Source organism: Brasilonema sp. UFV-L1, assembly GCF_012912105.1.
Lineage (GTDB): Bacteria > Cyanobacteriota > Cyanobacteriia > Cyanobacteriales > Nostocaceae > Brasilonema.
Genome location: NZ_QMEA01000138.1, coordinates 1 through 16,510 on the forward strand (window position 1 = coordinate 1; position 16,510 = coordinate 16,510).

Below are 16,510 nucleotides of genomic sequence, written 5' to 3' on the forward strand. Positions count from 1 at the left end.
AGCTTAGAGCTTTTCTTAGTGCCATTCGACTCTGAATTACTTTCTCTCTTCTCTGGTTTTCTTCCGGATCGGCATAAACAAGTTCCGACTCTGGAACCTGTCGTCTGACCGCTTCTCTCCCCTGGATTTCCACCATCCGCAGCATCACTCGACGCATCGTGCCTTTGTGAGCATCATCCGGTAAGCCATCATAGATCTCATTCGCTCTGTAAGTGAGAGAACCCGCTATGCCACCCTGCTGATAAAATTGCTCATCTACAGTTAAGGCACGGTCTGTTTTATCATCCTTTACCCATGCCTGATACAGCTTGATGTAGAATTCGCTGAGGGTAAAAGATAGCAACGGCAAAGCCCCCGGCATCTCTCCCACTTCATCAATCAGCCGATCAACTGAATTAGCTGGCTCAAAATACAGTGCCATTTCAGATGCTGGCTTCTCGATCGCCTCCCGTAACTCATCTGATCGCATGGCTCGAACTGGAAAACGTGCTTTATCCCAATAATCTTGGAATGCTGATTCAACAAACCGAGCCTCAAAATCGGATCGCAAGGTTAGAACAATGTGAAGTTGCGGACAGTGCTTCAAAGTATTTGTTAACAATGCCAAAAATTGCTGCCACTCTTGTTGAACATCATCTTTTTGTTCTGGTCGCTCGTTGTTTTTAGCTTTTGACTGGCGACGAAAAACTGACGATAGCCAACGTTGCGGCTTTTGCTCATTTGAATCTGGCTCTATGTCTGGGCTGATAGGAATTGGTTTGCGGCTCATTGTAATGAGTTCTTCAAACTGGTCAATGGTCAGTAGCAGCTTGACTTGAGGATTGGCTTGGCTCCAAGCTGCGATCGCGTTAATTATCTCCTGGGATTCACCCTTCTTCAAATTCCGAATCAACTGCTTAACATATTTGCTTGCTGCATCTGAGGAAACATTTGTGATCGCCAATAGTGTCGTTGCTAATGCAATAAAGGGAGACTTCCCAGGACGCATCGGTTTGAGAATATGCCACTCTTGTGCATAGTTCTTGCGGAGATGGGGAATTAATCCCGCTTTAACCAAGCTAGATTTACCAGAACCAGAAATACCCACAACCACAATTAACTGACTAGAGGATTGCTCAGACTGCGAAATTCGCGTGTATAGTTCCTTTATAAGTTCCTGTCTGCCGAAAAAGAAACGTGCGTGTTTCTCATCAAAGGGTTGCAAACCTCGGTAGGGATTATTATCTTTATTAAGTGGCGGTGCTGGTGTTAATTGCTCTCGTTCAAAACCGGGCAGTGTAAAAATGAACTCGCCTCTGTCGTGCTTTTGTAAAGGCCAAAGCCCAGGAGTTTGCAATTCACTGATTCCATCTTTACCTATCAAGCGATCGCGCAAATACAGATAAAGTTCGGGAGCTGTAATTACCCCGTCTCCCGTCAAATCTGCTTTATTATCTTTTAATCCTTCAATCAAGGCTAAAGCGAAAGGTGAGTGATGAGAGTTTGTAGCCCGGTCTCGCAAATCGCTTAAAAAGTCAAGTGCTTCTTGGTTATGGGCAGCGGAGGTGATGGCTTGCCATGCTGAACATCTGATGAAGCGGTCATAATGCTCCCGGTGAATCGTTTCTGGAACCGGAATGACATTTCTGGCACTCGACCAGCGAAAATTCCCAGCAAAGCAACAATCTAAAATCACCAGCAAATGATGACAATCGAGTTGAGAGAGTGCTGAGTTTAAATCCCGCATGGGGAGAAAAGTTTCCAGCTTTCCTAACTGGGCATCTTGAGGAATCAGATAACCTGCTGGTCCATCTTCACTATTACGGGCAATACCGTGTCCGGCAAAGTAAAAAAGTAAGCGCTCGCCTTCTGTTGGTCGAATCTGATTTGGTAATGTTTCTTTCAGTAGTTCATTAATATTTTCTAGAGTTGCTTCCTTATATGGAGGAAACAGACAAACCATTTTTTGATACTTATATTCTGTTTTTAATATATTGGCTAGTACGGTAGCATCATTAACAGGTGTTGAGAGAGGGTGAATACCATTTTGATAGTTATTAATGCCAATAATTACGGCTATATTGCGGTCAAAATTAGTTCTGTCATTACTCCAACTCATGACTTAGCCTCAAGTTGTTAATAATTTTAAATAAGAGTGCATTTCTAGTTCATCCTTCGACAATTGACTAACTAAGCGGCTTAACTGCTGCAATTCTAAGAGTAGTAACTAAGATTGAAATGCACTCATCAATCAAAATCTGTTACACACAAGCTATCACATTGACATTGAGCATCTACATTTGGTTTAGCTACCTCAAGCTCTGGCAATGCTGATAAAATTGGCAACAAGCGCACCTTGCGGACGAGTTTGACACTCGAATGCAGCAGTAAAGCAGTGGCTCCAGGCTCAATATTCTCAATCGTGTTTTCTCCTAGCACTTGTTTAATTTCAGCCCAAGAGTTCACAGCACCGAGTTCTGTAATTTGAACTAATGCGACTAGGCATAAAACTTGGTTGTTGGATTAGTTTGGCTAGTCATCTCAACGTTTCCTATAATTGTACAGTGTGTAAGTCCTATCCCTTTAATAGAGTTAGGCAGAATCAACTTATGCACTTACAACAGGATTTTTAGTTCACACATTAATCAGGTAGTCAGTTAGTTAGCTATTTTAGAATTTAACAACGATATGTATAATTTAGATCGACTGTGTAACACAGGTCAGTTTGCCCTGGGTGTACGAGTGACTCGCTATCGGTCATGTCAAACGGATTAACTCAGTGTAGCTTTTTGTGCATCGTCTAATTTCTCGTACTCCTTATTAGCCGTTTCACCAAACCCGGAAAAACTGCGGTGCCGAATTACAAGTAACGGGTTCTAAGCCTCGGTTGAAGCGGAAAAATCGCCCCAATTGTAAACTGTTATACAAAAATTACAACTTTTCATGGGGCATCTTACGGAGGCACCGCAGTTTTTCGCGCTTTATTAGCCCAACCCTTCGTGTCAAGGAGTCAGCTACGCCTTCTTTTTCAAACTCAGCTTCTTTTCACAATAAGTTTTACCTGCTCTGTTGTCCATTCATCGCTAGGATAAGCAGCCGGACTTACATTTTTATTTGCAGGATTTTCGTTACCAATAGCCGCCATTAAATCTTCCAGTGGATTACTTGGTCGTCTTCCTTCTACTCCTTTTCGATGTTCACCTAACGCTGGTAGTTTGAGCCAGTCGAAGCTAGTACCACTAAGTGTCGCAAAAACTTTGAGAATATCTGCACCTTCTGTGTATCCTTCTGGAAGACTGGTACGAAAACGGATAGGTGGTTTAATTTCGCGTCCTGCTTCTAAAATGACAAAGTCGGCACCAGATGGGTGGAGCTTACCAATGCTCCAATCAGGTTGGAGGGCAAGTACGGTAATGTTAAGTGTTTGAGAAGACTCATTGCGGATACTTAGGTAAGCAAATTCATCAGTATTGAGTGTTGGGACGTTGCCTGGTTCATCAAAAGGCTTAAGTTCGCGATTTTTTCCCGCTTTGCACAGTTCAACTTTGATTTTTCCGGCTAAAGCTGAGGTGGGGTCGTCATTGTCAAGTTGCAAAACAGCTTGGTACTTAGAGAGATGCACCAATCGACTTACCACATTAGCTGCTGCATTTGGCTCGCCGACTTTCAACACGGGTTGTAAATTAGCAATCGGGATGCCACTTGGATCTAGAATCTCATACTCACCTTTAGAGTTTACAGACACCTGATAAGCAACAGCTTCATCACTCTTTTCATCGCCAGACACAAACTCTATCCAAGCATTCCCCTCTACTGTTGGTTTAGCCGTCTCAAGCTCTGGCAATGCTGATAAACTTGGCAACAGACGCACCTTGCGGACGAGTTTGACACTTGGATGCAGCAGTAAAGCGGTTGCCCCCAGCTTAATATTCTCAATCGTGTTGTCTCCCAAGACTTGTTTGATTTCAGCCCAGGAATCCACAGCGCCAAGTTCTGTAATTTGAACGAGTGCGACTCGCTTATCGGTCTGCTTTATATCTGCTATACCTAGTGAATAGATAGCAAATTCTGCACCTTTGAGAACACCATTTGCTTCCCCTACTTGCAACCGTACCTGCTTCTGAGCCAAAGCAACCTGCATAACTGGAACAGTCAACTGATAAGCGACAGAGTTACTGCCAAAAATTAAGCGATCGCTCTCGCCTTGCAGCATCGGCATTTGCTCTTCAAACTGACTGTGGATATTGGCAAGCAGGCGATTGTGAAGCACCTTATAGGTGACGCCAGTGCCCAGCTTCTTCAAAGAGTCTAGAAACCAGTAGGTTAGCGCTCCATTCTTCTCCTTGCCGTCAAAGGGAAACTCGCGAGCCAACTCATTATCCCGACAAGCAGCCAATAACGTATAGCCCTTCTGCTCGGGTAACCAACCACTGGCATCAGTCACATTGCGAGTTCCTCTGGTCAAAGTTTCCCAGGTTGCAACTAATTCCTCAGGAGTTGCAACCAAACTCTCTGTGGGTCGTGGCGTTTCGTCAACGACATTCAATCCCCGGATATTTGCGTCCCCTCTAACCGCTCCTCCCGAATGACAGCTATCTAGAACAATGGTAACAACTAACCCTTTATCCACCATCTTTTTTAAAATGAATGCCAATTCAATATCGCGGAGATACTGTCCTTCAGGTTTGCCAATGTCCGTAGGAACCAGTGTCTCATCTACTCCATCGTCTCCCTTCAGTTTGGAGTAGTTTGTCTTTGTGCGCCCACCATGACCGGAGTAGTGAATGTAGACAAAATCACCACTGTGTGCCACTCTGGTCAGTTCTTCAAACTTCTTGACTATATTCTTGTACGTAGGCAATTGCTCTGGTGGTTCTTTTGGCGTCATCGAACCATCTACGTTAGAAGCTGTCAGCTTGAAAATTTGTGTTTCTGGTCGCGTATTGAGCAGATAAGTTTCTACGTGGTTGATGTCCCGCACACATCCTCCAAGATTTGGATAGGAACTGCCGTCTGATAATCGATTAGGTAGATAGCGATCAATACCAATTAACAAGGCATGAAACTTGGCTGTTGGATTAGTTTGGTCAGTCATGGCAACATTTCCTATAATTAGTTATTAGGAATTACTTGCAGCTTCAAACAGATAGACGAAGATCAAAATTGTTAGTAATTAGGCATACAGTTTTTGTATAAACTTCACAATATGTGTAAACAATGAGTAACTCATTAGGAATTTGTAAAAGTTTTGACAAAAATCCTGTAAGGGTACAGTTTCATAGATTGACATAAGCATCTATTTGTACAATGTGTCAGTTCTATTTCTTTAATAGTGTTAGGCAAAATCAACTTATGCACTTAAAACAGAATTTTTAGTTCCAGTAGTTGTCACCGTCGGGAGCATCCCATTTTGGAAGAAACATAATTTCTGGGAAAATGTACGGTAAGACAGAAGCCATACATCGCTCATCATAAGCCCAGACAAGCAAAAACGTTTAAAAGCCTACCTGCCTTGACTAGCAATGTTGCTATATGAGGAAGCAGACAAGAGTAATTTAACCGACCTAGAAAGCATTGAAAAAACAGTACGTGCTCAAGTATTAGAGCATATCAGTCCTGAAATCACTTTTGCTGCGCAACAGCTATCTGAGCAGGTGTGTCATACTGAGTAGTTTTGGTTCCAAGTTTTAGCTCTTCAGCAAGGATATAAGATTTACTCAATTCAATTAACATCCAGTATTTCCAAACAATAGTAAATTAAACGGTAAAAGTCAAACCACCACCATCACTAACGCTTACTTGTTACAAACAACAAGTAGGTAATTTTTGATGAAAAACCGACCAGAGTGGTTACAACCAAGCCGCAGCATCTATTCCAAGCAGCACGGAATCATTCAAATTAGCACAATCATCGGTAACAACCTTTATTTTAGAAAAGGAAATATCAGCCAAATTATTTTCAATTGGGAAGAAGAGATAGAGCAAGGAAATTTTACTCCAGTTGAAGATGCGCCATCCCTAAAAAGCCTAATATATCAAGAAATAGCAACCGAACTGGAGGGTAGAAATAAACTTGCCTACTGCGATGTGATTCCGGAACAAGCAGCAAAGAGTCAACCGATACCAGAAAACATTCATTCTGCAGTCAATAATGCACTCATTCAATTAGGAATAAATCAATTATACTTCCACCAAATTCAAGCATGGTCAGCATACAATCAATCATCAGATATAATTCTCGAAACTCCAACAAGTAGCGGTAAATCAATATCATTCCTACTTCCAGTTATTCACGAATGTCTCAAAGGCAATTCATGCATCATTTTCTTCAACCTTAAAGCCCTAGCATTTGACCAAGAGGAGAAAATAAAGGAGTTCATCAACCTTCTACCAGAGTCTATTCGCCCTGCAATTCTCAATATTAATGGCGATACTCCAGCTCAAGAACGTAAAAAACTCTATACACATAAACCTTCGATTCTTTGTGTCACACCCGATGTTTGGAATCATGAACTTACCAACTACCAATTTGATAACTACAACTTCATTGAAACACTACGCAAAATTTCCATAATCGTAGTAGATGAAGCTCACTTCTACAGCGGAATCTTCGGTGCAAACTTTGCTCTACTCAACCGTCGCACCCAACTAATGATAGAAACAGCTGGAGGGAATTTATCTAAACTAAAGTATATTTACGCCTCAGCTACCATCAACAACAGTCAAGAGATTGCCCAAAAGATTTCCAATCGTAGAGAAAATATTACGGTAATTAACCAAAATGGTGCAAGAAAAGCTGAAACCACCTTTATTAGTCTTAAACCCCAGAACAGTATCCTGTACGCAACTGCCCAAATTGCAGCTTTACTTGTCAGTAAAAATGTAGTAGGAATCTGCTTTTGCGACAGTCGGGAAATGGTCAAAGCCCTAACCCAAACTATCCGCAAGATATTAACCGAAAATGGGTTGTCTCACCTCAAAAATACTATTTCTGCATTTTACGCCAACTTAAAAAACAACCAAAGGAAAAAAATAATCGCAGATATCAAATCTGGAGAAGTCAAATTCATTGTCTCAACGTCTGCTCTTGAAGCTGGTTTAGACCTGGGATGTGTAGATGCTGTCCTAATTTGCGGGTATCCTGGCAGTATCTTATCCTTCCGCCAAAGGGCAGGTCGTGCTGGCAGAAAAGAAGAAGGATTGGTGGTATTTATCCCCTCCAGACAATCAATCTTGGACTCGTACTACTCGAAACATCCCGACCGACTGCTAACCGATCCACCGGAGATCATCAATTTTAATCCCAATTTTGAAAATTTACTCACGTGCCATATCTTAGCGTGCTGTAAGGAATCACGTCCGACAATCAATCAAATTATCAGGCATTTCGGGCAATCAGGACTTGTGATACGCGAAGCGTCAAGCCTCCGGCTTATCGCAAATCAACTCATTAATGAAAATAAGTTGGTATACAGCTTCAACGGCAAGCTAGCGTGCGCCCGCCATCTGGGTTACATACATGGCGATATCAAAATTAGGGGGAGCAGAAACAACAATATCAACTACATAAATACTTCAAACGGAGAGGAATTTGAACAAAGTGCAATCAACACTGCCTTAAGAGAGGTATATCCTGATGCAATTTATACAGCCCAAGATTTTGATGGCAACCCTGTTTGGTATAAATCATCAGAGTTAAAAATCAAAGAGGGACAAGCTTTCCTCAAGCCTATCGGACAAACAAATCTATTTACGCGCCCTCAAGGAGTCATTAAATTTGAGGAGGTTAAAACTACTAGCAAAGCAAAGTCAATTAAACTACCGAGGGGAGTGATAGAACTCACACCTAAAATATGTAAAATATCTGAGTCGGTAACAGGATACAAAATATACAATCGGGAGTCAAGATGGACTTGTCCAAATCGAGATTGTAGAAACCACAATCAATCTCTAGCAAGCAAGTTAGAAAGCTGTCTTATATGCAACAGTCAACTCACAGAAAGAGACATAATCCAGCTAGTAGAAGAAGTCTCATATAAGGAAGCTTTTACTATTAGTTATTCTACCAGTTGTCTGCAAGTTACAATCGACCGACAAGCAAGAAGTTTTTTCAAATCAAAAGTAGAAAAAATTAGGTCAGAAATCAAGAATCAGAAGTACGTCTCCAGGGAGGAAAGAGAGTTATTTGAATACAACGAAACCGACATTTGCATCCACAGTCTAGCACATCAACTTATGCTAGCATTACCACTAGTCGAACATGGAGCCAGCAGTAAGGATATCGATTTTATACTCCATCAAGAACCAACTCAATCTAATTCATTCGGCTACTTCTTTGATACAGTTGAAGGAGGAACCGGAATGTGCGATACGCTGTTTCAATATCTAGAAAAAGCCGTATCCAGGGCAAGATTCCTAGTGGAACATTGCCCATGCAAGCATGGATGTTCCAATTGTACTGTTATCTACAGATGCCCAGATGACAATACAGCCATCTCCAAACAAGTTGGATTATCTATACTCCAAGATTTAATCCAGGAAGAAGTACAAACCCTCTAAAAAATAGTCTAGCCCTATTAATAGGGCTAGACTATTGATAATAAATGTAATACTGACTAACAGAAATTAAACCACTACTAGTAACTAACGTTAACCAAAATCAAAAGTATTTTGGTTAGTGTTATGTACGTAGAATTAGTTCCTGACTGCGAGCAATCACCTCAAAAATTCAAAATTGTTCATGCGCCGACATATTTACTTTTAGATATAAATTATAAGTTGGGTGATTATATCCCTGCATCAGATATTTATCTAATCGTTAATCATGCAGTCAGTTTAGGGTATCAAGTTAAAATATGCCTGAATTCCAAGAAAGAAAATATTCCATATCCTTTACCTGCTATCAGCAATGAACTAGCTGATTTAATGATTGATTATCCATCAGATTTAAAAATGCGAAGCAATGGAATGGTTTTTGAGCAAAGAGCATATTTAATGTCTAAATGCCATCACGAAGTATGTCAGGATACGGAATCAAAAACCCTCCTCAAAGAAGCCGAGTATTGGCTGGTAAATTATGCGCGAGAAGTTATCACCCAAGAGTGTAACTACTTGCCAGACATACTTACTAAGCTTGATAATCCAGTTGTTAGGTCAATGGCAATAAATACTCTCATGGTCTGGCAACCTAATTGGAAAAAAGCTATCTCTCAGCACGCAGGAAGCAAGTTTGAAGCAGGTAATAATGAGTTTGAGGTTATCAGCTATTATCACAATCAAGAGAAAAAGGGGAGGGAGGGAGTAATGGTACTGTGCAGGGTAACAAAAAACATGAATAACTACCCCGAATTCCCCACATTCCCCCTCAATACAAACTGCACCCTTGGTACTTATCAAGTGGAAAATGCTCTTAATCGACGATTAGCTTAAAACATACGGCAGGTAGTTACAACTGCTTGCCCTAACACCATAATGTTAATCACTAACAAAAGCTTATGCATTTAGCTAGCAAAGTTAAGTATTAAGAATCAAATGAAATCATGCACGCCCAGGCACGTAAAATCATCTCGTCCCTGGAAACACTACCTGATATATGGCGAATTATACCCACCTTCGGCAAACGCCCTCTGGGAGGAAAACAATGGCAACATAAAACTTATTCCCCCAAACAGCTACAAGCCGAACTCATTCGTACTAGATGCAAAATTTGGTCGGGGAAAAGGTATATACACGCGACTGGTGTTGCTATTGTTTGCGGTAACTATGACCCCCAAGGGCACATCGTTGCTATTGATTGCGACGGGCCACGCGCTTGGGGTCAAATCCTGATCCTCAACAAAAAACTCGAGGAGGATGAAATGGAGAAAATTTATCCCCAAAAGTTATACGAAGGCGCACTCACTTACCTCCCACCGACAGTCGCCTTTACCTCTGGAGGCGAATATAAGCGCCAGCTTCTCTACCTAATCCCTGGAAACTCATCAATCACCTCCAGCAAAATCTCAAACCTAGAGTTCAGAGGCAAAAATCATGCTTCAGTTCTACCTCCTTCCTATCACCCAGAAGGAAGATACTACCAGTGGGTTTCCGGTTGCAGTCCTCAAGAAAAGCAAGTTGCGATCGCACCAGATTGGGTAATATCCCAAATGTTATTAAAGCAGAAGAAAGAAAGGTTAATCAGCTTTCCACAAGAAAAATACAACCGCAGAGATAGGCCAGACAGATACATCAACTTATACCCAAATATCGAAACCAGTATCCAAGCTGCACTCACATTCTTAGAAGTTATCCATCCCCGGTTCGCAGATGATTACACAACCTGGATTCAAGTTGGAATGGCACTCAAGTCAGTCAACCCTATCTTACTCGACGCTTGGGACAGATGGAGTCAGCTGTCACCCAAATACAAACCAGGAGAGTGTGCCTACAAATGGCAGTCTTTCCGCAGAACAGGCATTACCATTCGTACCCTCGTAAAATTTGCCAACCTTTCATGAATAATCAAAACCAAGAAAGTATAACTAACTCCGAAGCTAGTTACAGTAGTGATTTTAATCCTAATAACAATAATCACTTAGAAGAAGATGATGAAATTCATGAGCAAGGCGATAGTAATAACCGCCAAAACACCAAAACTTATCTGATAACCATCCAAATTCATCCAGAAGAAAGACAAGCCATCCTATCAATTGGTATCAGAAACGCACCACCCGTCATTCAAACTATCGACTATCAAGAAATAACTTCACAACCAACCATCAAAGACTGCATTCGAGAGTTGGAAGAAATACTACCCAAAATCATAGAAACTGCTGAAAAGGCAATAAATACTAGCCAAACAAGACAAGTACAACAGCGAGAATTACCTAAAGATTATCAAAAAGTCGAATCTAACAAAAAACAACTTTCACTTTTCTAAGTAATTATGAATTACATCGCCATTATCGAAGGACAGCAAGTACCTATCCCAGAGGAAACAGCAATCAGCGACGAAAAGCTAAAATTAGCAATCACTACCTATTTCCCAGAGTACGCCAATGCCGAAATTACTAGACAGATCTTAGGAGATACAACCGAAATAAGGCTAATTAAACGCGCTGGAACTAAGGGCAATTGCATCACCGAACTCAAGTTAGCACCCGAACAAATTAACCCGGCATTTGAGTTAGCCTGGGATTTGAAACTTCTAGAAATAAAAAATCAACTAACCCTGGAAGTTTTGATTGATATGCAGGGAAACATAGACCAAACAATCAAAATAGGGGAAAGCTGGGAAACATACATCGACAAAGTTTTTAGCTCTCTCAGGCAACAACCCCCTGCACCCAGCAATTATCCCGTACTGTAGTCAAATAATGCCGCTACTATATAGCGGCAGTTCTCAAAATCATGATATCACTAGAACTATTTAAAATACCCATCACCTGCAGAGAAACAATCATCTATCTGGAAAACCTCTCTCAAAAAGCAAATTTCCTCAGCTTATATCAAAAACTATTTCCAGAACAGTGGAGTGAATCAACAACACCCTTAAATACAAAAACACATCCTAATTGCATATATTCAGACAGGGAAATTGAATTTATTCAGCTAGTAAATTCCAACTTGTTCCCCGTTGAATTTATTGATGAAATAGAAGCAGACGAAGAGTATGAGAATATCGTTATATTACCACAAAGACTTGAATGGTGGAATGAAAATTTTGAAGATTTAGAGATGAGCGAAAAGTTCTTACTTTCCCTTATGGGCAATGGATACAGCTTGAAAGATTGGCAAGAAGAATTTGGGTTTGAACCTAAGTGTCTAACAAATGATGAAGATATAGATTTACAAAACCTTATAAAAATCTGTAACAAGTTAAAATCACCAATCAAATATTTAGTAACTAGCCTCAAGATTCTCGACTACTCAACAGGGAATATTTGGTTAGATACAACCTACGAAACCGGTTATTGGTGGGAATGGAGTGAAGAAAATATTATTTTACTAGCAGAGCAATGGCAAGAAGCTACTATCATGCTAGAGCACTTTCAAGAGTTAACAGACTGGATAAAAGCATCAGTAACTAATAGAAAAAAACTCGTCAGAATCTGGAATCAAGCCGCCACATGAATACAGAAGTCAACGCTCAAGCCATATTATCAAATATTCCAACACAGGAAATTTTAGGACATCTCATCATTCTCAGAGGACAGTTTGTACTAGTAGAAAAAGAGGGTAAGAAAACACAGCACAAGTTTCTATCACCTGAAGCAGTAGAAAAGGCATTTACAACTAAAACTATAAGTTCTGGATGGCTATCTCCCAATACCCTGTGGTGGGAAAAAACACCTTTTGGAGAGGGTGTTATTCAATTTTACCCACCCCAAAAATATTCAGTCTCAATACAAACCTCAGAAGGAAACAAAGCAATAACTATTCCTATGCCAGCATTTCTATTCGCTGGCTGCAATAGCAGCTACTACCTGTGGGCAATTAAAGGAAAAACTTTCAAGCAGGATTGTCAATTATACAAGGCACCCTTACCAAATATTTGGGATGACTCAAATAGAATTTGCTTCGGCAGAAATACTCCACCTGCTTGCAATCCAAACTCAATCAATCAAGCTTGGGAACTGTTCTGGAGCAGTTCTTTCAACCAAGACTTCAGTCAGAACAAGTGCAAATCACACTTCCACAATGTCTGCAACCTATTAATAAGCCTGCAAGGTACAAGATCTTTCCCAGCAAAGGAATTAGTAACTAGCGACTATCAAAGAATCAAAACCCCAAATGATATACCCAGATATATATTTTAACATGAATAACCTCTTCATCAGTTATAACTATGCCATCAGTCACAACCTTCCTCCCTACAGTCAAAAGCTTCAGGAATACTGGTTTGCAGCTGATGGAGTCTACGCGCGATCGCACCGCCCAGAACTAGAAATCTGCCTACAAATCGCTCATACCCAGATACCAGGATTGACAAAAATACAACCCTATTTCAAATTAAATGTACCGAAAGTGCCAGCAAGCATCATTGCAGACATCATCGATGCTACACAAGTTAATCCCCATCAAGAAATCCTCTTTTACCTGGGGGTTGAGAATAATATTTGGTGGTATCACACTCCATTGCAAGAAGCATCCCCAACCCATGTGCGCTCATTAGAAACTGCAAACTTCAAATACAGCCAAGCACTGGTTGAAGTACATAGCCACGGCTGTATGAAAGCAACCCCGTCATGCCAGGACAACCAAGAAGAGTCAGGAAAGTTCCGCATATTCGGAATTATCGGGACAGTTAATACAACTCCCACCATATACACCCGCTTGGGGGTGTACAACCACTTCTTTGAAATTGACCCCAATTTTATATTTGAGCCATGATACAAATCGATACAGAAATTTTCTTACCCGTTTTCCCCCATTCCCACGGCAAAGTAGATTTTATGTTAGTGGGGGCTGGTGGCACAGGAGGATACCTCGCAGAAGATGTTTGCCGTCTCATACTACAGCTACAGCAAAACGAGAAAAAGGCTAACCTCACCATCATCGATGGAGATAGCGTCGAAACTAAAAATATTGCACGCCAAAATTACCAACCATCAGAGATAAGTTTGCCCAAAGCACAGTGTCTAGCCACCAGATGTAGTGCCAAATATGGGCTACAAGTCACAGCAATTTCAGATTGGTTCTCCCCCAACCATGTAGAAAAATACAGGTGGAATACCCTTACGGTTATCATCGGTTGCGTAGACAATGCCGCCGCCAGGACGCAAATTCACTCGTGTCTAGAATATAGCAACAGCCGCGAGCAAGCTGATCTATTCTGGCTGGACTGCGGTAACACAAGCATTTCCGGACAAGTTCTATTAGGAAGCCATGCTGACTTCGATATTGTAAGCGCCTCGGATAACGCAGACAATCCCTCTTTCTGGAAACATCTACCATCCCCAGCGCTAGTGCATCCCGAACTGCTCATTCCAAAGCCTGAAGAACTCAGCAGCAATAAACTCTCATGTGCGGAACTTCAAATACTGAATTACCAAACTTTATTCATAAACCGTATGACATCAGCTATCGCATCTCAATACCTTTTAGAATTAACACTAGCAGGAAAAATAACCAAGTTTGCTAGCTACTTCAACCTAATTAGTATGTCCTGTCGTAGCATCCAAACCACAATTACAAACCTTGGGAGATATCATCTTGTCTGAATAAAAACAACCACAAGAGTTAACACATATCTGTCCTGAGTATTTTTCAGGACAGATTTTTCTTATGAACAGATTTAATCCAAATTTATTAGAAAAACTTGAGTGGGAAAACAAAAATTCATCCAAAAACAATATATGCACAACATCAATTAGCCAAGGCGAAAAACTCGGTGGTGAGCTTCACCTCATTATGCAGCAGATTGGATTGGGGCTATCTGTAGAACTATTCTTAAAAGCATACCCTCAAATAGACAAGTGGGTAGAAGCAGCCAAACCTTTTCTAGATATTCCTGGCAGTAAACAATGGAACGCCGAGGCACAATATCTCTATAAATCACAGTTAGTATATGCTAATTATGATCTAATCATCTACCAAGAAAGACAGGTAATTGGACTAGATTGGACTATTCAAAAAGTAACAGATTTTCAGTTACTAGAAAAATCATTCCACACCCAACTCAGATTATTCCTACTCCATGAGAAAACCCAATTATCAGCATCAGAAATTAGTTTAGTGTATCTGTTCGTTAACACGGGTGATGTTTACCAATTTACCTATTCCAAAGAAAAACACCTGGCTTTCAAAGAAAGGTTAGAAGCCACACTTCTACCATTTCTAGCCGAAGTAGAAGATTTTCCGAAAGAAACATCTTCATCCTGTACTTTAACTCCTCAAGAAGCACATGAGAAATGGCTCGCCAAAGAAATATCAGCTGAAGAATATTTAGCAGCAATTCCTGAAGTGGAATTATGAACTCGCCCGAAATTAAAGTCAAAAAAGTTGAACTTACATGCGATGGTTGGACACTTAACATCTTATCCCCACGAGTCGCCACCATCACCAGCCCTACGGGAGCGAGGAAAACTACTTACTTTGGGTTTGACTCAAAAGAAAAAGCCGAAACCTTTCAATACTGGGTAACCCGTAAGGACAAATGCTCCAAGGCTATAGTTCGCTCAAGCGAACGACTTCCTACGTTATGGGAAGTTAAAACTTGGAAGACGGAAGAATCTCTCATCATTCAGTGTGCGCTTAAGGATTTGAAAGAAAATGCAGCTATCACTTTTTAAAATAACTTCACAACACACAACCCCCAGCAGCTTTTATACCTTCAATTTCAACACTCCTAACCCGAAGCAAGCTGCAAAACTGCGAGAACTTGCTGCCTCAATGCAACAATCAATTAACAGTAAGCTCAATCCCACTATAAACAAACAACGGGCAACCAAACGCCGCAAAACAATAGCCCAAGGAATTATTGCCGAAGGGGTGGAATTACAGACAATCCAGTTTTGGTTGCTTGCAATAGCCAAAATGTGGGAAGGAGGAAATATTCCCGAAGTGCTGCGCGGTATCTCCCAAAAGTCCCAAGCAGAAGCCCTGTACAAAATTTCTCAAAAAGCACGGACTCTCGAAGAAGTCAAGGAAGTTTTTAACAATGAATATTATCAAGATAGGGTAAAGTGTCTCAACCGTGCAAATATCTACACCGCAGGCGAGATTATGTCTGCAATAGCCGAAATTCAGAAAGTTGTTAAACCTGAAGAGATTGATACCACTCAACAAGAGTTAAATCGATTGGAATTACAAATCATCGGCATGAAGTCGGGAGACTTCTTCCCCACTCCATCTTCTGTTTGCGATCGCCTGATTCAACTAGCAGAAATTAATGAAAATTCTCGCATACTTGAAGCCAGCGCTGGTTCTGGCTGCATTGCCGAATCCATATTCAAAAAACATCCTCAAGCCAATTTAGAAGTCGTAGAAATTAATCCAACTTTACGCAAGATACTTGAACTCAAAAGATTCAATTTAGTAGGTAGAGATTTTTTAGATTACACAACTGATCATCTCTACTCACATATCATTATGAACCCTCCCTTCTCTCAATTAATTGAGCATATATACCATGCTTGGGAGTTAATGAAATCAGGAGGAATACTAATAGCAATAATTCCAGAGTCAGTATTTTTCAATCGCAAGTACCAAGAATTTAAAGCATGGTTAGATAGCCGAGATACATACAAAGAATCTCTACCCAAAGATGCCTTTCTTCAATCAAACAATCCCACAAGTGTAGTCACCCGTATCATCAAAATAAATAAACCATAATGTTGGAAGGATAGGGGTTTGATAGTTTACCCGCCGCAAGTCGATGCTGAAGTCACAAACTAGGGTTGTAAGGGAGTAAGGGTATAGAGGTGTGAAGGAAATTAGTGGACGGCTCAATCCCTTTTGGCTCCGGAGCAGGGGTGTACCATCATAGCGCCGCGTGTCCACAGGGCATAGAAAATTCTCCCTCCCCCCTTACACCCCCATACCACTACAC

15 protein-coding genes are annotated in these 16,510 nt (G+C 40.9%); 12 read left to right on the forward strand and 3 right to left on the reverse strand.

Features of this window, described 5'->3' with window-relative positions; genetic code table 11:
* From DP117_RS27800 to DP117_RS27810, 3 genes are all read right to left on the reverse strand, one after another.
* The coding region (locus tag DP117_RS27800; RefSeq protein WP_211176388.1) for a caspase family protein at positions 1 to 2,098 on the reverse strand (2,098 nt) is incomplete at its 3' end.
* 128 nt (positions 2,099 to 2,226) lie between these two features.
* Positions 2,227 to 2,445 carry a hypothetical protein gene (locus DP117_RS27805; RefSeq protein ID WP_169221441.1) on the reverse strand — a complete coding sequence of 73 codons (219 nt, stop codon included), beginning with the start codon at positions 2,443 to 2,445 and terminating at the stop codon, positions 2,227 to 2,229.
* Positions 2,446 to 3,013: 568 nt separating this feature from the next.
* Positions 3,014 to 5,074, reverse strand: coding sequence for a caspase family protein (locus DP117_RS27810; RefSeq protein WP_169221442.1), 2,061 nt, complete (start codon positions 5,072 to 5,074; stop codon positions 3,014 to 3,016).
* 734 nt (positions 5,075 to 5,808) lie between these two features.
* On the opposite strand from DP117_RS27810, the gene DP117_RS27820 reads away from it, so the two are divergent.
* From DP117_RS27820 to DP117_RS27875, 12 genes are all read left to right on the forward strand, one after another.
* Complete coding sequence (locus tag DP117_RS27820; protein WP_169221443.1) at positions 5,809 to 8,538, forward strand: DEAD/DEAH box helicase; 2,730 nt, start codon at positions 5,809 to 5,811, stop codon at positions 8,536 to 8,538.
* A 123-nt stretch (positions 8,539 to 8,661) separates the two neighbouring features.
* Positions 8,662 to 9,408 (forward strand): hypothetical protein, encoded by a 747-nt coding sequence (locus DP117_RS27825; RefSeq protein ID WP_169221444.1) that lies wholly within the window; start codon positions 8,662 to 8,664, stop codon positions 9,406 to 9,408.
* A 110-nt stretch (positions 9,409 to 9,518) separates the two neighbouring features.
* Positions 9,519 to 10,475, forward strand: a complete 957-nt coding sequence (locus tag DP117_RS27830; protein ID WP_169221445.1) for a PriCT-2 domain-containing protein — start codon at positions 9,519 to 9,521, stop codon at positions 10,473 to 10,475.
* Positions 10,472 to 10,897 (forward strand): hypothetical protein, encoded by a 426-nt coding sequence (locus tag DP117_RS27835; protein WP_169221446.1) that lies wholly within the window; start codon positions 10,472 to 10,474, stop codon positions 10,895 to 10,897. Before DP117_RS27830 ends, DP117_RS27835 begins: the two co-directional genes overlap by 4 nt.
* A 6-nt stretch (positions 10,898 to 10,903) precedes the next feature.
* Positions 10,904 to 11,326, forward strand: coding sequence for a hypothetical protein (locus DP117_RS27840; protein WP_169221447.1), 423 nt, complete (start codon positions 10,904 to 10,906; stop codon positions 11,324 to 11,326).
* Between the two features lie 41 nt (positions 11,327 to 11,367).
* Positions 11,368 to 12,090, forward strand: coding sequence for a hypothetical protein (locus tag DP117_RS27845; RefSeq protein WP_169221448.1), 723 nt, complete (start codon positions 11,368 to 11,370; stop codon positions 12,088 to 12,090).
* Positions 12,087 to 12,776, forward strand: coding sequence for a hypothetical protein (locus DP117_RS27850; protein WP_169221449.1), 690 nt, complete (start codon positions 12,087 to 12,089; stop codon positions 12,774 to 12,776). Before DP117_RS27845 ends, DP117_RS27850 begins: the two co-directional genes overlap by 4 nt.
* A gap of 1 nt (position 12,777) precedes the next feature.
* Positions 12,778 to 13,350, forward strand: a complete 573-nt coding sequence (locus DP117_RS27855) for a Mov34/MPN/PAD-1 family protein (RefSeq protein WP_169221450.1) — start codon at positions 12,778 to 12,780, stop codon at positions 13,348 to 13,350.
* Positions 13,347 to 14,180, forward strand: a complete 834-nt coding sequence (locus tag DP117_RS27860; RefSeq protein WP_169221451.1) for a ThiF family adenylyltransferase — start codon at positions 13,347 to 13,349, stop codon at positions 14,178 to 14,180. The genes DP117_RS27855 and DP117_RS27860 overlap by 4 nt, the downstream gene beginning before the upstream one ends.
* A 64-nt stretch (positions 14,181 to 14,244) precedes the next feature.
* Positions 14,245 to 14,934, forward strand: a complete 690-nt coding sequence (locus DP117_RS27865) for a hypothetical protein (protein ID WP_169221452.1) — start codon at positions 14,245 to 14,247, stop codon at positions 14,932 to 14,934.
* Positions 14,931 to 15,251: a hypothetical protein gene (locus DP117_RS27870; RefSeq protein WP_169221453.1), complete on the forward strand. Its 321-nt coding sequence runs from the start codon at positions 14,931 to 14,933 to the stop codon at positions 15,249 to 15,251. The genes DP117_RS27865 and DP117_RS27870 overlap by 4 nt, the downstream gene beginning before the upstream one ends.
* Positions 15,232 to 16,293, forward strand: coding sequence for a methyltransferase (locus DP117_RS27875; protein WP_169221454.1), 1,062 nt, complete (start codon positions 15,232 to 15,234; stop codon positions 16,291 to 16,293). Before DP117_RS27870 ends, DP117_RS27875 begins: the two co-directional genes overlap by 20 nt.
* Positions 16,294 to 16,510 lie beyond the last annotated feature (217 nt).

Excerpts from the sequence above, each read along its gene's own strand:
- DP117_RS27810 (WP_169221442.1), bottom strand. The coding sequence starts at position 5,074 with ATGACTGACCAAACTAATCCAACAGCCAAGTTTCATGCCTTGTTAATT.
- DP117_RS27840 (WP_169221447.1), top strand. The coding sequence starts at position 10,904 with ATGAATTACATCGCCATTATCGAAGGACAGCAAGTACCTATCCCAGAG.
- DP117_RS27875 (WP_169221454.1), top strand. The coding sequence starts at position 15,232 with ATGCAGCTATCACTTTTTAAAATAACTTCACAACACACAACCCCCAGC.
- DP117_RS27860 (WP_169221451.1), top strand. The coding sequence starts at position 13,347 with ATGATACAAATCGATACAGAAATTTTCTTACCCGTTTTCCCCCATTCC.
- DP117_RS27845 (WP_169221448.1), top strand. The coding sequence starts at position 11,368 with ATGATATCACTAGAACTATTTAAAATACCCATCACCTGCAGAGAAACA.
- DP117_RS27850 (WP_169221449.1), top strand. The coding sequence starts at position 12,087 with ATGAATACAGAAGTCAACGCTCAAGCCATATTATCAAATATTCCAACA.
- DP117_RS27870 (WP_169221453.1), top strand. The coding sequence starts at position 14,931 with ATGAACTCGCCCGAAATTAAAGTCAAAAAAGTTGAACTTACATGCGAT.
- DP117_RS27825 (WP_169221444.1), top strand. The coding sequence starts at position 8,662 with ATGTACGTAGAATTAGTTCCTGACTGCGAGCAATCACCTCAAAAATTC.
- DP117_RS27820 (WP_169221443.1), top strand. The coding sequence starts at position 5,809 with ATGAAAAACCGACCAGAGTGGTTACAACCAAGCCGCAGCATCTATTCC.
- DP117_RS27855 (WP_169221450.1), top strand. The coding sequence starts at position 12,778 with ATGAATAACCTCTTCATCAGTTATAACTATGCCATCAGTCACAACCTT.
- DP117_RS27865 (WP_169221452.1), top strand. The coding sequence starts at position 14,245 with ATGAACAGATTTAATCCAAATTTATTAGAAAAACTTGAGTGGGAAAAC.
- DP117_RS27835 (WP_169221446.1), top strand. The coding sequence starts at position 10,472 with ATGAATAATCAAAACCAAGAAAGTATAACTAACTCCGAAGCTAGTTAC.
- DP117_RS27830 (WP_169221445.1), top strand. The coding sequence starts at position 9,519 with ATGCACGCCCAGGCACGTAAAATCATCTCGTCCCTGGAAACACTACCT.